15 protein-coding genes are annotated in these 14,917 nt (G+C 68.1%); 7 read left to right on the forward strand and 8 right to left on the reverse strand.

The window, feature by feature from the left end:
* Window positions 1–19 precede the first annotated feature (19 nt).
* The 6 genes from G6N58_RS26090 to G6N58_RS26115 are packed head-to-tail and all read left to right on the forward strand — an operon-like array spanning window position 20 to window position 6,718.
* The gene (locus G6N58_RS26090) at window positions 20–1,303 is read left to right on the forward strand and encodes a TRAP transporter large permease (protein ID WP_115280916.1); all 1,284 of its coding nucleotides are present in this window, start codon (window positions 20–22) and stop codon (window positions 1,301–1,303) included.
* Between the two features lie 29 nt (window positions 1,304–1,332).
* Window positions 1,333–2,388: a TRAP transporter substrate-binding protein gene (locus G6N58_RS26095; protein ID WP_115280915.1), complete on the forward strand. Its 1,056-nt coding sequence runs from the start codon at window positions 1,333–1,335 to the stop codon at window positions 2,386–2,388.
* Window position 2,389: 1 nt separating this feature from the next.
* A complete protein-coding gene (locus G6N58_RS26100; RefSeq protein ID WP_115280914.1) occupies window positions 2,390–3,964 on the forward strand; it encodes an AMP-binding protein in 1,575 nt (524 codons plus the stop codon).
* Entirely contained in the window at window positions 3,961–5,037 is a 1,077-nt protein-coding gene (locus G6N58_RS26105; RefSeq protein ID WP_163908424.1) for a DUF2855 family protein, read from the forward strand. The genes G6N58_RS26100 and G6N58_RS26105 overlap by 4 nt, the downstream gene beginning before the upstream one ends.
* A 56-nt stretch (window positions 5,038–5,093) precedes the next feature.
* The gene (locus tag G6N58_RS26110; RefSeq protein ID WP_163908426.1) at window positions 5,094–5,816 is read left to right on the forward strand and encodes an HpcH/HpaI aldolase family protein; all 723 of its coding nucleotides are present in this window, start codon (window positions 5,094–5,096) and stop codon (window positions 5,814–5,816) included.
* Between the two features lie 47 nt (window positions 5,817–5,863).
* Window positions 5,864–6,718 carry a TetR-type transcription factor C-terminal domain-containing protein gene (locus tag G6N58_RS26115; RefSeq protein ID WP_115280911.1) on the forward strand — a complete coding sequence of 285 codons (855 nt, stop codon included), beginning with the start codon at window positions 5,864–5,866 and terminating at the stop codon, window positions 6,716–6,718.
* Here the strand turns inward: G6N58_RS26115 and G6N58_RS26120 are convergent.
* The 8 genes from G6N58_RS26120 to G6N58_RS26155 are packed head-to-tail and all read right to left on the reverse strand — an operon-like array spanning window position 6,693 to window position 13,450.
* Window positions 6,693–7,127 (reverse strand): GlcG/HbpS family heme-binding protein, encoded by a 435-nt coding sequence (locus tag G6N58_RS26120; RefSeq protein WP_115280910.1) that lies wholly within the window; start codon window positions 7,125–7,127, stop codon window positions 6,693–6,695. The two genes, G6N58_RS26115 and G6N58_RS26120, sit on opposite strands and share 26 nt — an antisense overlap.
* A 2-nt stretch (window positions 7,128–7,129) precedes the next feature.
* On the reverse strand, window positions 7,130–7,882 hold the full coding sequence (locus G6N58_RS26125) for an SDR family NAD(P)-dependent oxidoreductase (protein WP_163908427.1): 753 nt from the start codon (window positions 7,880–7,882) through the stop codon (window positions 7,130–7,132).
* Window positions 7,879–8,496, reverse strand: a complete 618-nt coding sequence (locus tag G6N58_RS26130; protein WP_115280909.1) for a TetR/AcrR family transcriptional regulator — start codon at window positions 8,494–8,496, stop codon at window positions 7,879–7,881. The genes G6N58_RS26125 and G6N58_RS26130 overlap by 4 nt, the downstream gene beginning before the upstream one ends.
* A complete protein-coding gene (locus tag G6N58_RS26135; RefSeq protein ID WP_115280908.1) occupies window positions 8,480–9,376 on the reverse strand; it encodes a 3-hydroxyacyl-CoA dehydrogenase family protein in 897 nt (298 codons plus the stop codon). The genes G6N58_RS26130 and G6N58_RS26135 overlap by 17 nt, the downstream gene beginning before the upstream one ends.
* Entirely contained in the window at window positions 9,373–10,569 is a 1,197-nt protein-coding gene (locus G6N58_RS26140) for an acetyl-CoA acetyltransferase (RefSeq protein WP_115280907.1), read from the reverse strand. The genes G6N58_RS26135 and G6N58_RS26140 overlap by 4 nt, the downstream gene beginning before the upstream one ends.
* Complete coding sequence (locus G6N58_RS26145) at window positions 10,566–11,957, reverse strand: OB-fold domain-containing protein (protein WP_115280906.1); 1,392 nt, start codon at window positions 11,955–11,957, stop codon at window positions 10,566–10,568. Before G6N58_RS26145 ends, G6N58_RS26140 begins: the two co-directional genes overlap by 4 nt.
* Window positions 11,958–11,963: 6 nt before the next feature.
* On the reverse strand, window positions 11,964–12,188 hold the full coding sequence (locus G6N58_RS26150; RefSeq protein WP_115280905.1) for a ferredoxin: 225 nt from the start codon (window positions 12,186–12,188) through the stop codon (window positions 11,964–11,966).
* A complete protein-coding gene (locus G6N58_RS26155; RefSeq protein WP_115280904.1) occupies window positions 12,185–13,450 on the reverse strand; it encodes a cytochrome P450 in 1,266 nt (421 codons plus the stop codon). The genes G6N58_RS26150 and G6N58_RS26155 overlap by 4 nt, the downstream gene beginning before the upstream one ends.
* Before the next feature lie 164 nt (window positions 13,451–13,614).
* Between G6N58_RS26155 and G6N58_RS26160 the strand changes: the two genes are divergently transcribed.
* Window positions 13,615–14,916, forward strand: a complete 1,302-nt coding sequence (locus G6N58_RS26160) for an NAD(P)/FAD-dependent oxidoreductase (protein ID WP_115280903.1) — start codon at window positions 13,615–13,617, stop codon at window positions 14,914–14,916.
* Window position 14,917: the final 1 nt, after the last annotated feature.

Consider the following 14,917-nt stretch of genomic DNA (forward strand, 5'->3'; position numbering starts at 1 on the left):
GACGTAGACGAGGATTCCGATGCTCATCGCCATACCCATCCTGCTGGCCGTGCTGTTCCTGCTGGCGGGTGTCGCAGTGTTCGCCGCCTTCGGGCTGGCTTCCGTCATCGGTCTGGACTCCCTGAACCAGAGCCTGCAGTCCGTCCCGGCGATCATGTTCGGCGGCATGGACTCGTTCCCGCTGATGGCCGTGCCGTTCTTCCTGCTGGCTGGGGTCCTGATGAAGGATTCCGGGATCTCCACCCGCCTGGTGCGCTTCGTCAGCTCCTTCACCGGCTGGATCAAAGGTGGCGCCGGGTTGACGATGATCTACGCCAGTGCCGTGTTCGGTGCGATCTCGGGATCGTCGGTGGCCACCGTGTCCGCGATGGGGTCGATCCTGTCTCCGGAGATGCGCACCAACGGTTACCCGGCGCCCTACATCGGAGCGCTGACAGCGGTATCGGGAACCCTGGGAATCCTTCTGCCGCCGAGTATTCCGATGGTGGTCTACGGTATCGCCACCAACACCTCGATCGGTGAGCTGTTCCTGTCGGGGATCAGCGCCGGGCTGTTGCTGATCGTGATGTTGACCGTGGTGCATCTGGTTCTGGTGCGACGCATGCCCGGCATCCTGCGCGACACCCAGCTCGACACCGCACAGCGAGAACAACGCCGGATCCGCAAGACCCTGCCGCCTGCGGTGCCGGCTCTGCTACTTCCCGTGCTGATCCTCGGTGGCATCTACGGTGGCGTCTTCACACCCACCGAGGCCGGTGCAGTGTCGTGTGTGGCCGCGATGTTGCTGGGTTTCGTCGTCTACCGGTCGCTGACCGTGCCCGGCTTCGCCAGGACGCTGCGTACCGCAGCGGTGACCACCGCGGGACTGCTGATCATCCTGGCTGCGGGCACCCTGTTCTCACGATGGCTCACGCTGTCGCGGGTCAACGCCGAACTGGCGGCATTCGTGGCCGAATATGCTTCCAGCGCCGCCGTTTTCCTCATCCTGGCCAACGTCGTGGTGGCCGCGGTGGCCCTGTTCGTCGAAGAGAACACCACGATCATCATCCTGGCTCCCCTGCTGGTGCCCATCGCCACCGAACTGGGGATCGACCCTGTGCATTTCGGCGCCATCATGGTGGTCAACATGGGCATCTCGCTGTCGATGCCGCCCATGGCGCCCAACCTCTTCGTCGCCGCCAAGGTGTGCGGCGCGTCGTTCACCCGGATGACGAGGCCGACGTTGATCTTCCTCGGCTGCGCGGCCCTGCCGGTGCTCATCCTGGTGAACATGTTCCCCGACATGGTCCTCTTCTTCCGCTAAATCAGCCCACCTACACAGGAGATGAACTCATGAACATCAACGGACGCGGTGTGGGATCAGCCGCCGTGGCGGGAATGCTCGCCGTCGCGCTGACCGCATGTGGAGGAGGCGGCGGGGCGCCGGGCGGGGGCGGAGACGGCGCAGCGGCTGCCGGCCCAGCGGTCAGCATGAACCTCGGTCACGTGTTCCCCGAAGATTCCGAGATCGACAACGCCGCTGATGCTTTCGCTGCCGCAGTGGCGGAACGCTCCGGTGGCTCCATCACCATCAATGTCTTTCCGGGCGGTCAGATCGGCAGTGACGAGGAGATGGCCACCGCACTGAACGGAGGCACGCAGGAAGCAGCCATCCTCAGCCAGGGTTCCAGCGGCTTCGGCCACCGGGTGCAGCTGGGCAACTTGCCCTACCTGGTGAGCAACGAGGAAGAAGCCGACGCCCTGTTCTACGGCGACGGCTTCATCGCGGAATACGACAAGGAAACGCTGGCACAGAACGGCATTCACGGCCTCGAATTCGTCGAGAACGGTTTCCGGGCGCTGAGCAACCGGGTCAGGCCGGTGCGCACCCCCGCCGACGTGGCCAACCTCAAGATCCGGGTGCCCAGCTCAGATCAGCTGATCCAGATCTTCAACCTGTGGAACGCTCAACCCACCGCGATCCCCTTCCCCGAGCTGTACACCGCCCTGGAACAGGGCACCGTCGACGGCCAGGAGAACGGCGTCACCCTGTTCCGGGACTCGAACTTCGCCGAAGTACAGCCGTATTTCACCGACAATCGGTACACCTACGCCACGGCGGTGTTCTGCGTCTCGCAGATGATCTGGGGCGGCCTGGCCCCCGAGCAACAGACCATCTTGCAGGAAGAGGCCGAGAAAGCCAGTTTGGCGCAACGCGACACCGTGCGAGGCGAGAACCAGGCCGCTCTTGACGAACTCGCCGGCCAGATCGAGGTGATCCAGCTCTCCGACGCCGATTTCCAGGTGTGGCGCGACAGCGTCCAGCCCATCTACGACCAGGCTCGTGACACGTTCGGCGGTGAGACCATCGACAGCCTGCTGGCCGCGGTCGAGGAAGCGCGCCGCTGACGTGCGCACCCTGACCCAGGCGCTCGAAGAGCAGGCCAGCCATGCCGGCGACAGGCCGTTCCTGCAGTGGACCGACCACGAGCCGTTGGGTTACGCCCAGGTGTACGACGAGGTGCGCCGGTACGCCGGCGGCCTCGCCGGACTGGGTGTCGACGCCGGCGACACCGTGTTGATGATGCTGCCCAACAGTCTGGACCTGGTACGGATCTGGTTCGCCTGCAATGCCATCGGCGCCCTCGAGGTTCCGGTGAACACCTTCCTGCGCGGTGCGTTCCTACAGCACGTCCTCACCGACGCGCAGGCACGGGTGCTCGTCATCGACACCGACCACCTGCCGTACCTGGCCGAGATCACCCTGCCGCCGGAGCTGGACACCCTCGTGGTGGTGGGTGGGACCGGGCCGATGCCGGCTGGGCTGCGGATGGTGCCGATCACAGACCTGGCCGCCGCCACCCCGGTCGACACGCTGCGTCCGGCCGCACCCGGCGACCTGTCCGCGATCTACTACACCTCGGGCACCACCGGGGCGGCCAAAGGCATCATGTTCACCTACGGCCAGGGCTGCGTCACCGCAGCCAACTATCTCGAAGCCACCGGGGCCACCGGTGACGACGTGTTCTTCTGTTGCATGCCGCTGTTCCACAGCAACGCCCAGATCCTGCAGGTGCTGGCGCCGCTGCTGGTCGGCGCGCGGGTGTCGATCTGGCCGGAGTTCAGCGCCTCTCGGTGGCTGGACCAGGTGCGCTCGGTCGGCGCCACCGTCACCAACACCCTGGGGGTGATGAGTGAGTTCGTGCATCGGCAGCCGGCCCGGTCCGATGACGCGGACAACCCGCTGCGCATCGTGCAGACCATTCCGGCACCGGCGGCGATCGTCGGGGACTTCGAGCAGCGCTTCGGAGTCACCTGCATCGACGGGTACGGACTGACCGACGTCGGCATGGTGGCATTCCGCCGCCACGACGAGCCGCTGGTCGCCGGCAGCAGCGGTACGCCGATGGCCACCTTCGAACTGATGATCGCCGATCCCGACACCGACGTGGCGCTACCTGCCGGCGAGATCGGCGAGATCCTGCTGCGGCCGTGCGTCGCCGACGGGTTCATGCGCGGCTACTGGAACCGGCCCGAGGCCACCATCAAGGCCTGGCGCAACCTGTGGTTCCACACCGGCGACGCCGGGTTCCTGGATTCGGCGGGACGGCTGCACTTCTGCGACCGGTTGGGGGACTCGATCCGGGTGCGCGGGGAGAACATCTCCTCGGCCGAGATCGAAGCGGTGGCCGCCCGCCATCCGGCTGTCGTCCAATGTGCGGCTGTCGCAGTGCCGTCCGACGTCGGCGATTACGACGTGCTACTGGCCGTGGTCGTGGCGCCGGGGCACGACCTGCACCCCGCCGACCTGGTCCGGTTCTGCGAAGGGCGGATGCCGTACTTCGCCGTGCCCCGTTATGTCGAACTGCTGGAGGAACTTCCGATGACTGCCACACAGAAGGTACGCAAGGTCGTGTTGCGTGACCGCGGCGTGCAGGCCGGCACCTGGGACCGGGTGGCGGCCGGGCTGGTGGTGACCAGGTGAACGGCTGGCAGCTGTGCATCGACCGCACCGACCCCGGCCGGACCGAGCTCCGCGACGCCGAGGTTCCGGAAGCCGGTGCAGGGCAGGCGGTGTTGCGCACCAGCCTGGTGGCGGTCACCGCCAACACCACCGCGTACGCCGAACTCGGCGAGTCCCTGCGCTATTTCGACTTCTTCCCCACCGGCGACACGACGTGGGGGGTGAGCCCGATGTGGGGGTTCGCCGACGTCGTGGCCAGCGAGACCCGCGGTATCGAGCCGGGAACACGGTTCTACGGGTTCGTGCCATCGGCCAGTCACGCGGTGGTCACGCCGCAGTTGGTGACCGAGGGCCGCTTTCGTGATGTCGGCGGGGTCCGCGATGAGCTGCCACCGTCCTACAGCAACTATCTGGCCACCACTCATGATCGCGGCTGGTTCCCGCCTGATCGTGAGGACCTGCAGGTGGTGTTCCGTCCGCTTTTCATCACCTCGTGGGCCCTGGCGGACTGGTTGAGCGACAGCGACGCGTTGGGGGTGGATCGGGTGGTGATCTCGTCGGCGTCGAGCAAGACCGCATTCGGCGCCGCCTACCTGTTGGCCCGCAACGACCGCCGCCCGCGAACCATCGGCCTGACCTCACCCGCCAACCGCGACTATGTCACCGACCTCGGGGTCTACGACGAGGTGATCGGCTACGACGACGTGGACGCCCTGACCCCGGTAGGCACCAGTCTGTACGTCGACCTGGCCGGCAGTGCTGTTCTGCGCGCCGGCCTGCGGGCCGGCCTCGGTGCCAGTCTGGTGCGGGAGGTCGTGGTGGGCCTTACACATCACGAGGGACTTCCGTCCGCCGGTTCGACGTCGGCACCCGAGTTCTGGTTCGCTCCCGATCACCTCAAGCGCCGCGGACAGGACTGGGGGCCCGGGATTCTGCATACGCGCTTCAGCGAGGACTACCGAGCCGCGCTACCCGCCCTGGCCCGGTCGGTACACGTCGAACAGGTTGCCGGGCCGGAGGCGCTGCAGCAGGCATGGCATGGCGTCCTGGGCAACACCGCGGCAGCGGGCGTGACACCGGTGGTGCACCTGTGAGGCCCAACCAGGTTCGCGCGGCACTGGGCGCCGGGCGTCCGGCCTGGGGTACTTGGGTGCAAACCCGAAGCGTCGAGGCTGCCGAGGCCGCGGCGGCCACCGGCTACGACTTCGTGGTCATCGACATGCAGCACGGCGCGCACTCCATCGGCGAGGCAGCCGATCTGATCCGTGCGGTCAACGGCCACAACGTATCTGCGGTGGTGAGGCTGCCCGAGTGCTCCCCCCGTCTGGTCAGCCACCTACTCGACGCCGGCGCCCACGGGGTGCTGGCACCCGAGCTGCGCAGTGCCGATGACGCGCGCCGGGTGGTTGCAGCCGCGCAGTACGCGCCCGCCGGTACCCGGGGTGGCTGCCCGACCGTGCAGGCCACCGCGCACGGGGCCCTGCCCTGGGCGCAGTACCGGGCCTGGGCCGCTGACGAGGTGATGGTGTGGGGTCTGATCGAGACACCCGAGGCGGTTTCGGCCATCGCCCAGATCGTCGAGACCGGTCTGCACGCCGTCGTGCTCGGCCCGTTCGACCTCTCGGTGGCCATGGGCCACGGTGGGGACGTCGACCATCCCGAGGTGGTGGACGCGCTTGCGGCAGTGACGAAGACGGCAGCAGCCGCTGGGGTCGAGACGGTCGCTGTGCTGTTCGACGAGGTACCTCACGTCGCAGCCGGAGCCCGGCGCTGGCTGGATCACGGCTGCCGCATCATCACAGCATCGTCGGATCGGTGGTGCCTGACCCAGGGCTGGGCCGGTGCACTGTCGCGACTGCGGTCACTGGACTGATCGCCTCATGAACAACACACCGGGGCAGGCGGACCAGCTTGTCGATCATGGCCGCCGATCCCAAGCTCAGTGACCTCGGCGGGCGGATCCGCGCCCTGCGCACCGAGGCCGGCCTGACCGTGCGGGACCTTGCCGACCATCTGCACGTCAGCCCGGCCACCGTCAGCGCGATCGAGAACGGGCGCACCGGGATCAGCGCCGTACGGATCGCCGAAGTGGCTGCGCTGCTGAACACGCCGGTGGACACCCTGCTCAACCCCGCAGGCGCCGCACCGGCGGTGCGCGTTCGCGCCGACGACAGCGACCACGCGCAGGACTGGCGACGCTTCGAACCCCTGGTGCTGGAGCAGCCGCTGCGGGCCGCGTTGGAGCACTTCAGCGAGGTCGGCTATCACGCCACCACCATGCGTGAGCTCGCGGACCGGGCCAACATGTCCGTGCCCGGCATCTACCACTACTACAGCGGCAAGGAACAACTGCTGGCAGCACTGCTGGACCTCACGCTCGACGATGTGCTCGATCGGTGCGGGCGCGCCATTGCGGCCGGCGGCTCGTCCGTCGAGCGGTTCACCAACCTGGTCGAATGCATGGCGCTGTTCCACGCCCACCGCGCCAAGCTCGGCATCGTCGCCGCGGGAGAGGCCCGCGGACTCACCGGCGAGGCCGCCGAACGGGTGCGCACCCGCGGCCGCGCCGTCCAGCACCTGTTCAAAGCCCAGGTGCTGCAGGGCTGCGCCAGCGGCGCGTTCGGCACTCAGAACCCGGAGGAGGCTGCGCTGGCGGTGCAGGACATGTGCGTCGGACTGGCCCGCTGGTTCACCGAGGGCGGTCGGCTGAACGCCGAGCAGATCGCCGCCCAATACGCGGAATTCGCGCTCAATCTGGTGGAGTGCCGCCGATGAGCTGATCGGCGGCCGACCGCGCCAGGGCGTGGTCCAGTTCCGGCGCCGGCGCGCCACCGATGCCCACGGCCCCGAGCAGCCTATTGTCGGAATCCCGCAGCGCCACCGCGCCCGGAAGCGGAGTGAATGTCCGGCCTTCCCCGGCGGCGGTGTGCAGACCGTACAGCGGCTGCCCCGGTTGGACGAGCGCGACGAGATCGGCGGTGTCGAAGCCAAATGATGCGGACGTGAGAGCCTTTGCCTGCGAGGACAACACGCTGCCGAGCGTGCTGCCCGGCTGACGGGCAAAAAACACCAGGTTGCCGTGCTGGTCGACGACGGCCACGCTGATCGCCACCCCCTGGGAGGCAGCATCCTGCAGGGCACGATCGGCGACGGACCGGGCGTCGGCGAGCGACAGTTCGGTCATACTCACACCGCCATGAGATAGCCACCGTCGACGCGGATCGCGTCAGCGGTGTGGAAGTCGGAAGCCGAGGACGCGAGATACACGCAGATGCCGGCGATCTCGTCCGGCTGGGCGTGACGGCGCGCGATGCTTCGCTCGGCCAACCGTGGCCGGATGTCGTCGTTGCCGAGCTCAGGCACTGTCATCTCGGTTTCGACCCATCCCGGCAGCACGGCGTTGCACTGGACGTTGTAGCGGGCCAATGCCGCGGCGGTGCTGCGCGACAAGCCCAGAAGCCCGGTCTTGGCGGCGGAATAGGCCGGGGCCCGCGACATTCCGGCGACGGCGCCGAGCGAGGAGACCAGGATGATCTTGCCGTGCCGCTGCTCCTTGAAGCCCGGCACACACGCGGTGACGCACCGCCATGGCCCGGTCAGATTGGTGTTGATGACGTCGTCCCAGGTGGCTTCGTCCACCTCGTCGTAGCGCACCCCTTCACCCGGCCTGCCCGCGTTGGCCACCAGGACATCGATGCCGCCCAGCATCTCATTGGTGGTCGCGGCCGCGGCCTGGACCGAGTCGGACGAGGTGACGTCACAGACCACCGCGACACCGCCGATCTCCTCGGCCATGGCGTCGAGGGCAACGCGATCACGTCCCCACACCGCGACCCGAGCTCCCGCGGCGGCGTACTGTCTGCTGATCGCGGCGCCGATGCCCTTGGCACCGCCGGTCACCACAGCGCGGCGGCCGTCGAGCCGGATCCCGCCGCTCACAGCCCGCCCTCCGAGAGCTGGAACTCGGTTCGCTGCCCGCTCCAGGCGGGCACCCCTGCGCCTTGGACGGCCATGGCCACGAAACGGGATCCGAGCTCCTCCACCGACAGACCAGCGCCGGGTCGGTACCACTGCAGAGAGTGGTTCACCGCGCCCAGCAGGAACAACCGCAGCAGCGGATCGTCGGACACCAGACCGGCGTCCACCGCGTCGTCGATGACGCTCTGCCACAGCTGTTCGAAGGCGTCGCGGATTCGCACCACCCGTTGCCGCTCATCGGCGTCGAGGCGGTGGAATTCGCGCAGTGCCACCGTCACGAACGGACGCGAATCGCCGTGCAGCGCCTCGAGATGTGCCACCACCAGGACCCGTAGCCGTTCCAGCGGATCGGTGACACTCTGCAGCCGCGCCCGGACGTGCGCATCAGGACGGACGGTGCCCTCCGCCACCGCGGCCACAAGCAGCTCACGCTTGGAGGCGAACCTGTTGAAGAGGCTGCCCGTGGACATGCCGCACCGCTCCGCGATCTGGCGGACGGTGGCGGCGGCGAAGCCGGATTCCGCGAACTGATCCGCGGCGGCTATGAGCACCCGGTCCTCACCCTGTGGTTTCATGGCCGGCCCTCCTGTCCTCCTCTGCGGCTGCGTAGAAACCGCCGCCGGACTTCTGACCGTACCGCCCCTGTGCCACCAGATCGGCCAGCAACGGCGGCGGGGTGAACCGGTCACCGCCGTAATGCTCCGACAGTGCCGTGGAGACCTTCAGTGCGGTGTCGAGCCCGGCGAGATCCAGCGTGGCGATGGGCCCCATCTTGTGGCCGTACATGAGCTGCGCGACGGCGTCGACCTCGGCCGGGCTGGCTATTCCCTCGTCGACCAGCCGGGCGGCCTCCATGAAGAGCGCGGTGCTCATCCGATTGGAGATGAAGCCCGGAACGTCCTTGCGACACACCACGAATTGCCGGTTGTTGGACTCCAGATATCGCTGGGTGGCTTCCAGGGTGGCCCTCGACGTGGCCGGGGCGAGGATGATCTCGACCAGCATCATCAGCGGAGGCGGATTCGACCAGTGCACCCCGATCACGCGCTCGGGGCGCAGGCAGTGCTGACCGACGCTCTCGATGCGGAACTGCGAGGTGTTGGTGCCCAACACCACATCCTCGGCACACAGCTTTCCGAGACGTTCGAAGAGCTGTTGTTTGGGCGTCAGGTCCTCGACGATGGCCTCGATCACGAAGTCGGCCCGTTGCGCCGCGGCGTCGAGGTCCAGATCCAGGGTCAGGTTGTCGCGGGCGGTGTCGGCGACATCATCGGTGATCCTCCCCGAACGCTGCAGCCGGGCCAGGCTGTCCTGGATCCGGGCGTCGGCGGCTGCCAGGGCGCTCTCGGAGGTGTCGATCAGTGTGACCTCGAACCCGGACTGGGCCGCAACCTGGGCTATGCCGCTGCCCATCAGTCCCGAACCCACCACGAGCACGTTGTGCACCTGTCTCATCGGGCGGGTTCCGCGTCGAGCGTGGGACCGAAGATGGAGATGAACGAGATGAACTCGCCGGGCAACCCACCCATGTTGTGCGCCAGTCCCAATCGGGGTTCGGGCAACTGGCGGCTGCCCGCCTCACCGCGGAACTGCAGCCACAGCTCGTAGATCATCCGCAGCCCACTGGCGCCGACCGGGTGCCCGAATGACTTGAGCCCGCCATCGGGATTGACCGGCAGGGCGCCGGTCAGGTCGTAGCGACCGTCGAGGACGTCGCGCCACGCCTGTCCGCGTTCGGAGAATCCCAGGTCTTCCAGCAGGATCATTTCGGTGGGTGTGAAGCAGTCGTGCACCTCCGCCATCGAGATCTGGGTGGCCGGATCACTGACCCCGGCCTGACCGTACGCCTCAGCCGCACACGCGATCACCTCGGGAAAGCTGACGTGCTGATGCCCTGCGGTGGCCATGCCGTCGCTGCTCCCGGCATGCAGCGACATCCCTTTGAGAAAGATGGGCCGGTCGGTGTAGCGGTAGGCGTCCTCGGCCCGCACGATGATGGCCGCCGCCGCGCCGTCAGCCACCCCGGAGCAGTCGAAGACACTGAGGTCGCCGGCCACCCGCGGTGCCCGGGCGATCTTCTCCTTCGGCACCTCCGAGGTGTACTGCGCCAGCTCGTTGCGGGCGCCGTTGCTGTGGTTCTTCCACGCGATGTGGGTCAGGGCTTCGCGCAACTTGTCCGAATCCACGCCGTAGTGTTCGGAGTAGGCCGCGGGCAGCATCGCGTAGGCCGCCGGGTTGCTGATCTCGGCGGCGGTGTTGTCACTGGGCGCCTCGGCCAAGGTGAGTCCGGAAAACCCACTGTCCTTGAGCTTTTCGACACCCACGGCCATGGCCACGTCATACACCCCGGCCGCGACGGCGAACGCTGCGTTGCGAAAGGCCTCCGATCCGCTGGCGCAGAAGTTCTCCACCCGGGTGACCGGCGCCTCCACCTTGAGCGCCTTCGCCAGCGGCAGCCCCGAATGACCGGTGGACAAGGTGGAGAACCAGAAGGCCTCCACGTCCGACTTGGCCAGACCCTCCACCGAGGACAACGCCCGGTGCACCGCGTCGATCATCATGTCGTCGGCCGAGGAATCCCAGTTCTCGCCGAACTTGGTACATCCCATCCCGACGATGGCGATCCTGTCCCGCAGGCTGCCGCTCATGACGCTGTCTCCTCCCCGCCCGCTGCCGGGCGTGCTTTCCAGAAGTAGTTGGGTGTGCCCCGAACCGCATACGTGCGCCGGAAGGTCATCTCCACCGGACTGCCCAGTGTCAGGTCGTCGGCCGTCGCGTCGGCCACTTCCATCATGATGCGTCCGCCGCCATCGAAGTCCACCACGGCCGCCAGTGCCGGCGGCGCCGGGCTGTCGGAGACGGCATCGGTGCTCAGGGACACGACGGTGCCGCGGCGATCGGCGACGGAATAGGCCTCGGTGTCGTCGACGGAACCGCAGGCGCCGCAGACCCGGTGTGCGGGCAGGTACACCTTGCCGCACGCGCGGCACCGACTGCCCGTCAGACCGAACTTCCAGTCCACGTTGCGGTGGGCCGGCGCGGCCGCAGCACCGGGTCGCTCGGGACGACGGGTCGGCTCGCGTTCCAGCAGTCCCCGCCAGGTCAGATAACTCGGGTAGCTGATCTCGCGCCGTCCGGCGAGACTGGCCGACCCCGGCCCGTCGACGAGTGCGCGGACCAACATGGCGTCCACTCCACCGCCGACGTGGAGCACCAGGATGACGTCGCCCGTGGACGCGGCGTCCAACGCCCGCGCCAGCAGGAGACCGACGTCAGCAGCTCCGCAGAAGCCCACCGCGTCGCGATGCCCGTTCTGGGTGTCGCCCCCGCCGGTGGCCCCCACCGAAGCGGCTGTGGCGCCGGAGAATCGGCGGCTGGGTGCGGCGACCACGGTCTCGGTGGGCGTATCGGTGAAACCACTGGCCTTGCCGACTTCGGCCACGGCCTGAAGGACCGCCTCACCGAGGACGTGCTGGGAGAAGCGTTCCTCGGCGGTCTGACCGAATGGAGCTCCCGGCACGCGCCACAGATCCATCAGTTCCAGCGACACTGATGCGGTCCCGATGATCTCTGCCACCGCGTCCCCGTCCGGGGCGAACGCGAACGCAGCGGCGCCGTCGCCTCCGTCCACCTCGTCGGCGGAGCCGGCCCGTCCGGAGCGTTGGTCCCCAATGGCCGCGACCCCGCCGGTGGCCGCCGCCGTCACCAGGGCGGCGAAACCTCCTCGGAGACCGCCGAAGTCGGCCGTCATCCGCCAGTCGTCGCTACCGGTGGCAGCGTGCACCACCGTCGCGTTGGACTTGTCGAAGAACGGCGGGGATGACGTGGCGAAGTAGAGCGGCCCCTGCCGTTGCGGCGCGGGCAACTTGCGCAGCGCGGCCACCGCCATGGTGATGGGATCTTCGTCGTAGCTCGCCACGGCGCGTGCCCCGCGACCGCCACCGGCAGCACCCAATGCTGCGGCGACGGTGGCTCGGGACAGGACGTTGGCCGGCACGTAGTACGCGTAGCCCGTGATGCGGTTCGGGAACGTCATGTGCTGTCAGGCTCCTTCATCGGTCGGTGGGCCGGTCACCCTGATCGCGCTCACCGGGCAGCTGTCTTCGGCTTCCTGTAACTCCTCGATGTCGACACCGTCGAGGCTGGCCACATGGGCCTTGCCGTCGGGCCCCATCACGAAGGTGCGGGCTGCGACGGTGGTGCACCAGGTGGACCCGACGCACGTGCCGGCATCCACGTCGACCCGGACCGCCCCCTCGCCCGTCATGGCGCCGGCCTGCGATTGACCGGCAGGGCTTCGACCCCGTGCAAGATCAGCACCCGGTGCCAGGCCAGGTCCCTCTCCCCCACGGCCAGCACGGGCGGATCGATGGTCCTGGTCAGCGTTGTCAGCCCCGAGGTCAGCTCCATCCGGGCCAGCGCAGTGCCGAGGCAGAAGTGGATGCCCTGCCCGAACATCAGGTGCGGATTGGGTTTTCGGTCGATGACGAACGACTGCGGATCGTCGAAGCGCCTGGGATCGCGGTTGGCGGCGCCGGTCAGCAGATAGACCCGGCTGCCCTTCTCGATCTGCTGACCGCCGAGTTCGATGTCGGTGGCGGCCCGACGCACGATCACGTTGCCCGGCCCGAGGAACCGCAGACACTCCTCCACCGCCGCACCGGCCACCGTGGGGTCCGAGCCCAGCCGCCGCCAGTCCTGCGGCGAGGACATCAGCGTCAGCAGAGCGTTCGCCATGGCGTTCTGCACGGTCTTGTAGCCGGCGTCGAGGATCAGCATGCAGGTGCCGATGAGCTCGAGTTCGGACAGCGTTCCGTCGGCATCGTCGCTGGCTTCGACCAACCCCGACAGAATGTTGTCGGCGGGCTGTCTGCGGTACTGGAGAACCAGTTCCATCAGATAGTCCTCGAACTCGGCCATGGCCGCGGCCACGCGCTCATTACGCTGCGGATCGGCCAGTGCCCCGTTGATGAACAGACCCAGTTCCTCGGCCCACCCCTTCAATCGCACACCGTCTTCGACTGGCACACCGAACATCTCGGCAATCATCTGCCCGGGGAAAGGAACGCAGTAGTCAGCCATGAGATCCACGGTCTCGCCGTCGTCGAGTCGGCGTTTGACCGTGTTGGCGAGACCCTGCGCGATCTCGTCGGCCTTGCCCTGCAGCAACCTGATCCGGCGGGGCGTGAACGACTTGTGCACCAGACCACGCAGCCGGGTGTGGTCGGGCGGGCCCATGAAGACCATCCAGCTGGCCAGGATGTCGAACATCCTCTCGAAACGCCGACGGTCCTGGGCGGGTACCCGGCTGGCCAGGTAGGGACCCACCCGGTCAGACCCGAAAGCCTGATCGCGCAGCGCGGTACTCACGTCGTCGTAACGGGAGACCAGCCACGCCTTCATCGTGGTGTTCCACAGCACCGGAGCGTCTTCCACCAGCGACTCGAAGTAGGGGAACGGGTCGATGGCCAACTCGGGCGAGGTGAGACTGACCTCGTCGAGCAGGCGCGGACCGCTCGTCTGCGTCATGGGGGCCTCCGGGTATCGGGAACGACCCCAGCATCAAAACACCCGAACGCACGCTCGGTCAACCACCTGAACTCGCAGCTTTCCGTGTTTGACCGAGCGTGCGTTCGGACGTACCGTGTGCGTGATCGCAGTCACATCGAGCCCACACCCCGAGGGGAGCTCACATGGACGAGCCTCAACTGTTCCGCCCGTTGCGCGTCGTGATCGTTGGTGCGGGTGTGGCCGGTGTCCGTACCGCCACCGCCCTGCGCCGCCGCGGATTCGCCGGCGAGGTGGTGCTCCTGAGCGAGGAGGCGAGGCTGCCCTACGACCGTCCGCCGCTGACCAAGCAGATCCTCAACGGGACCTGGCATGCCGAGCAGGCCCGGCTGATCGGACCTGACCAGCTCGACGAGCTCGGCATCGACCTGCGACTCGGCGCCTGTGCGGTGGGCCTGGGCCCCAACAGTGTCCGGCTCGCTGACGGGGAGGCCGTGAGCGCCGATTTTGTGGTGTTGGCCACCGGATCACTGCCCCACCGACTCGCCGATCAACCGCGCGATCCGCGGGTGCACGTGGTGAACAACCTCGACGATGTCCTGCGCCTGCGGGCCGCGTTCGACACCGCGACCCGTCTGCTCATCGTCGGGGCGGGCCTCATCGGCGGCGAGGTTGCCTCAGCGGCACGCCGGGCGGGGCTCGAGGTCGACCTGGTCGACGCCCAGCCTGGCGCATTCACCCGGGCGCTGGGGCCCGTCGGAGGGACCCTGCTGACCGCCCGGCACCGCGAGCTCGGCGTACGGGTGCACACCGGCAGGTGGGCAGAACAATGGCTCGCCGACGACACCGGGATACATCTCGAACTGGACGACGGCACCCGGATCACCGGCGATCACGCAGTGATCGCCGTCGGCGCGCGCCCGGCACTCGACTGGCTGCTGGGCGCCCCGGAAACCGACCAGCCGATGCTGCAGGCGAACCTCGAACAGGGCCTGGCGTGCGACAGCGACGGCCGGGTCATCGGCACCTCGGCGCTCTACGCCGTCGGCGACAGCGCCGCCTGGGCCGACCCGGGCACCGGCGTGCGCACCCGAGGACAACACTGGACGCTGGCCATCGAGCACGCCGAGGTGGTGGCCGCGGTGATCACCGCGCGAGCCGGCACATCCGAGGCCGACGACGAGATGCCGTTTCCCACGGTGGGTCCGGCCTACATGTGGACCGATCAGGCGGACACCAAGGTGCAGGTGGTCGGCGATCCGCACCTGGGCGAAGAGCACCTCACGCTGTCCACCCCCGACGACGGCGCGGTGGTGCTGACCTCCGACCGTGGCCACGTGGTGGCCGTGACCCTGGTCGGCACTCCGCGCGCGTTGGCCGCCGCTCGCGCGGCCGTGGTCGACGCGCTGCCCACCGAGACGGCACTGGCCCAGATCGGCCATCGGGTTCCGTTGTTGCCCAGCACCTTCGACACCGCCCGGCGCTGAA

The sequence above is a fragment of the Mycolicibacterium tokaiense genome (genome assembly GCF_010725885.1).
GTDB classification, from domain to species: Bacteria; Actinomycetota; Actinomycetes; order Mycobacteriales; family Mycobacteriaceae; genus Mycobacterium; species Mycobacterium tokaiense.

Bases quoted from the DNA above. Each gene is read 5' to 3' on its own strand.
- G6N58_RS26145 (WP_115280906.1), bottom strand. From the start codon at position 11,957: ATGACGTTCCCGAACCGCATCACGGGCTACGCGTACTACGTGCCGGCC.
- G6N58_RS26130 (WP_115280909.1), bottom strand. From the start codon at position 8,496: ATGAAACCACAGGGTGAGGACCGGGTGCTCATAGCCGCCGCGGATCAG.
- G6N58_RS26155 (WP_115280904.1), bottom strand. From the start codon at position 13,450: ATGACGCAGACGAGCGGTCCGCGCCTGCTCGACGAGGTCAGTCTCACC.
- G6N58_RS26090 (WP_115280916.1), top strand. From the start codon at position 20: ATGCTCATCGCCATACCCATCCTGCTGGCCGTGCTGTTCCTGCTGGCG.
- G6N58_RS26140 (WP_115280907.1), bottom strand. From the start codon at position 10,569: ATGAGCGGCAGCCTGCGGGACAGGATCGCCATCGTCGGGATGGGATGT.
- G6N58_RS26095 (WP_115280915.1), top strand. From the start codon at position 1,333: ATGAACATCAACGGACGCGGTGTGGGATCAGCCGCCGTGGCGGGAATG.
- G6N58_RS26160 (WP_115280903.1), top strand. From the start codon at position 13,615: ATGGACGAGCCTCAACTGTTCCGCCCGTTGCGCGTCGTGATCGTTGGT.
- G6N58_RS26150 (WP_115280905.1), bottom strand. From the start codon at position 12,188: ATGACGGGCGAGGGGGCGGTCCGGGTCGACGTGGATGCCGGCACGTGC.
- G6N58_RS26115 (WP_115280911.1), top strand. From the start codon at position 5,864: ATGGCCGCCGATCCCAAGCTCAGTGACCTCGGCGGGCGGATCCGCGCC.
- G6N58_RS26120 (WP_115280910.1), bottom strand. From the start codon at position 7,127: ATGACCGAACTGTCGCTCGCCGACGCCCGGTCCGTCGCCGATCGTGCC.
- G6N58_RS26135 (WP_115280908.1), bottom strand. From the start codon at position 9,376: ATGAGACAGGTGCACAACGTGCTCGTGGTGGGTTCGGGACTGATGGGC.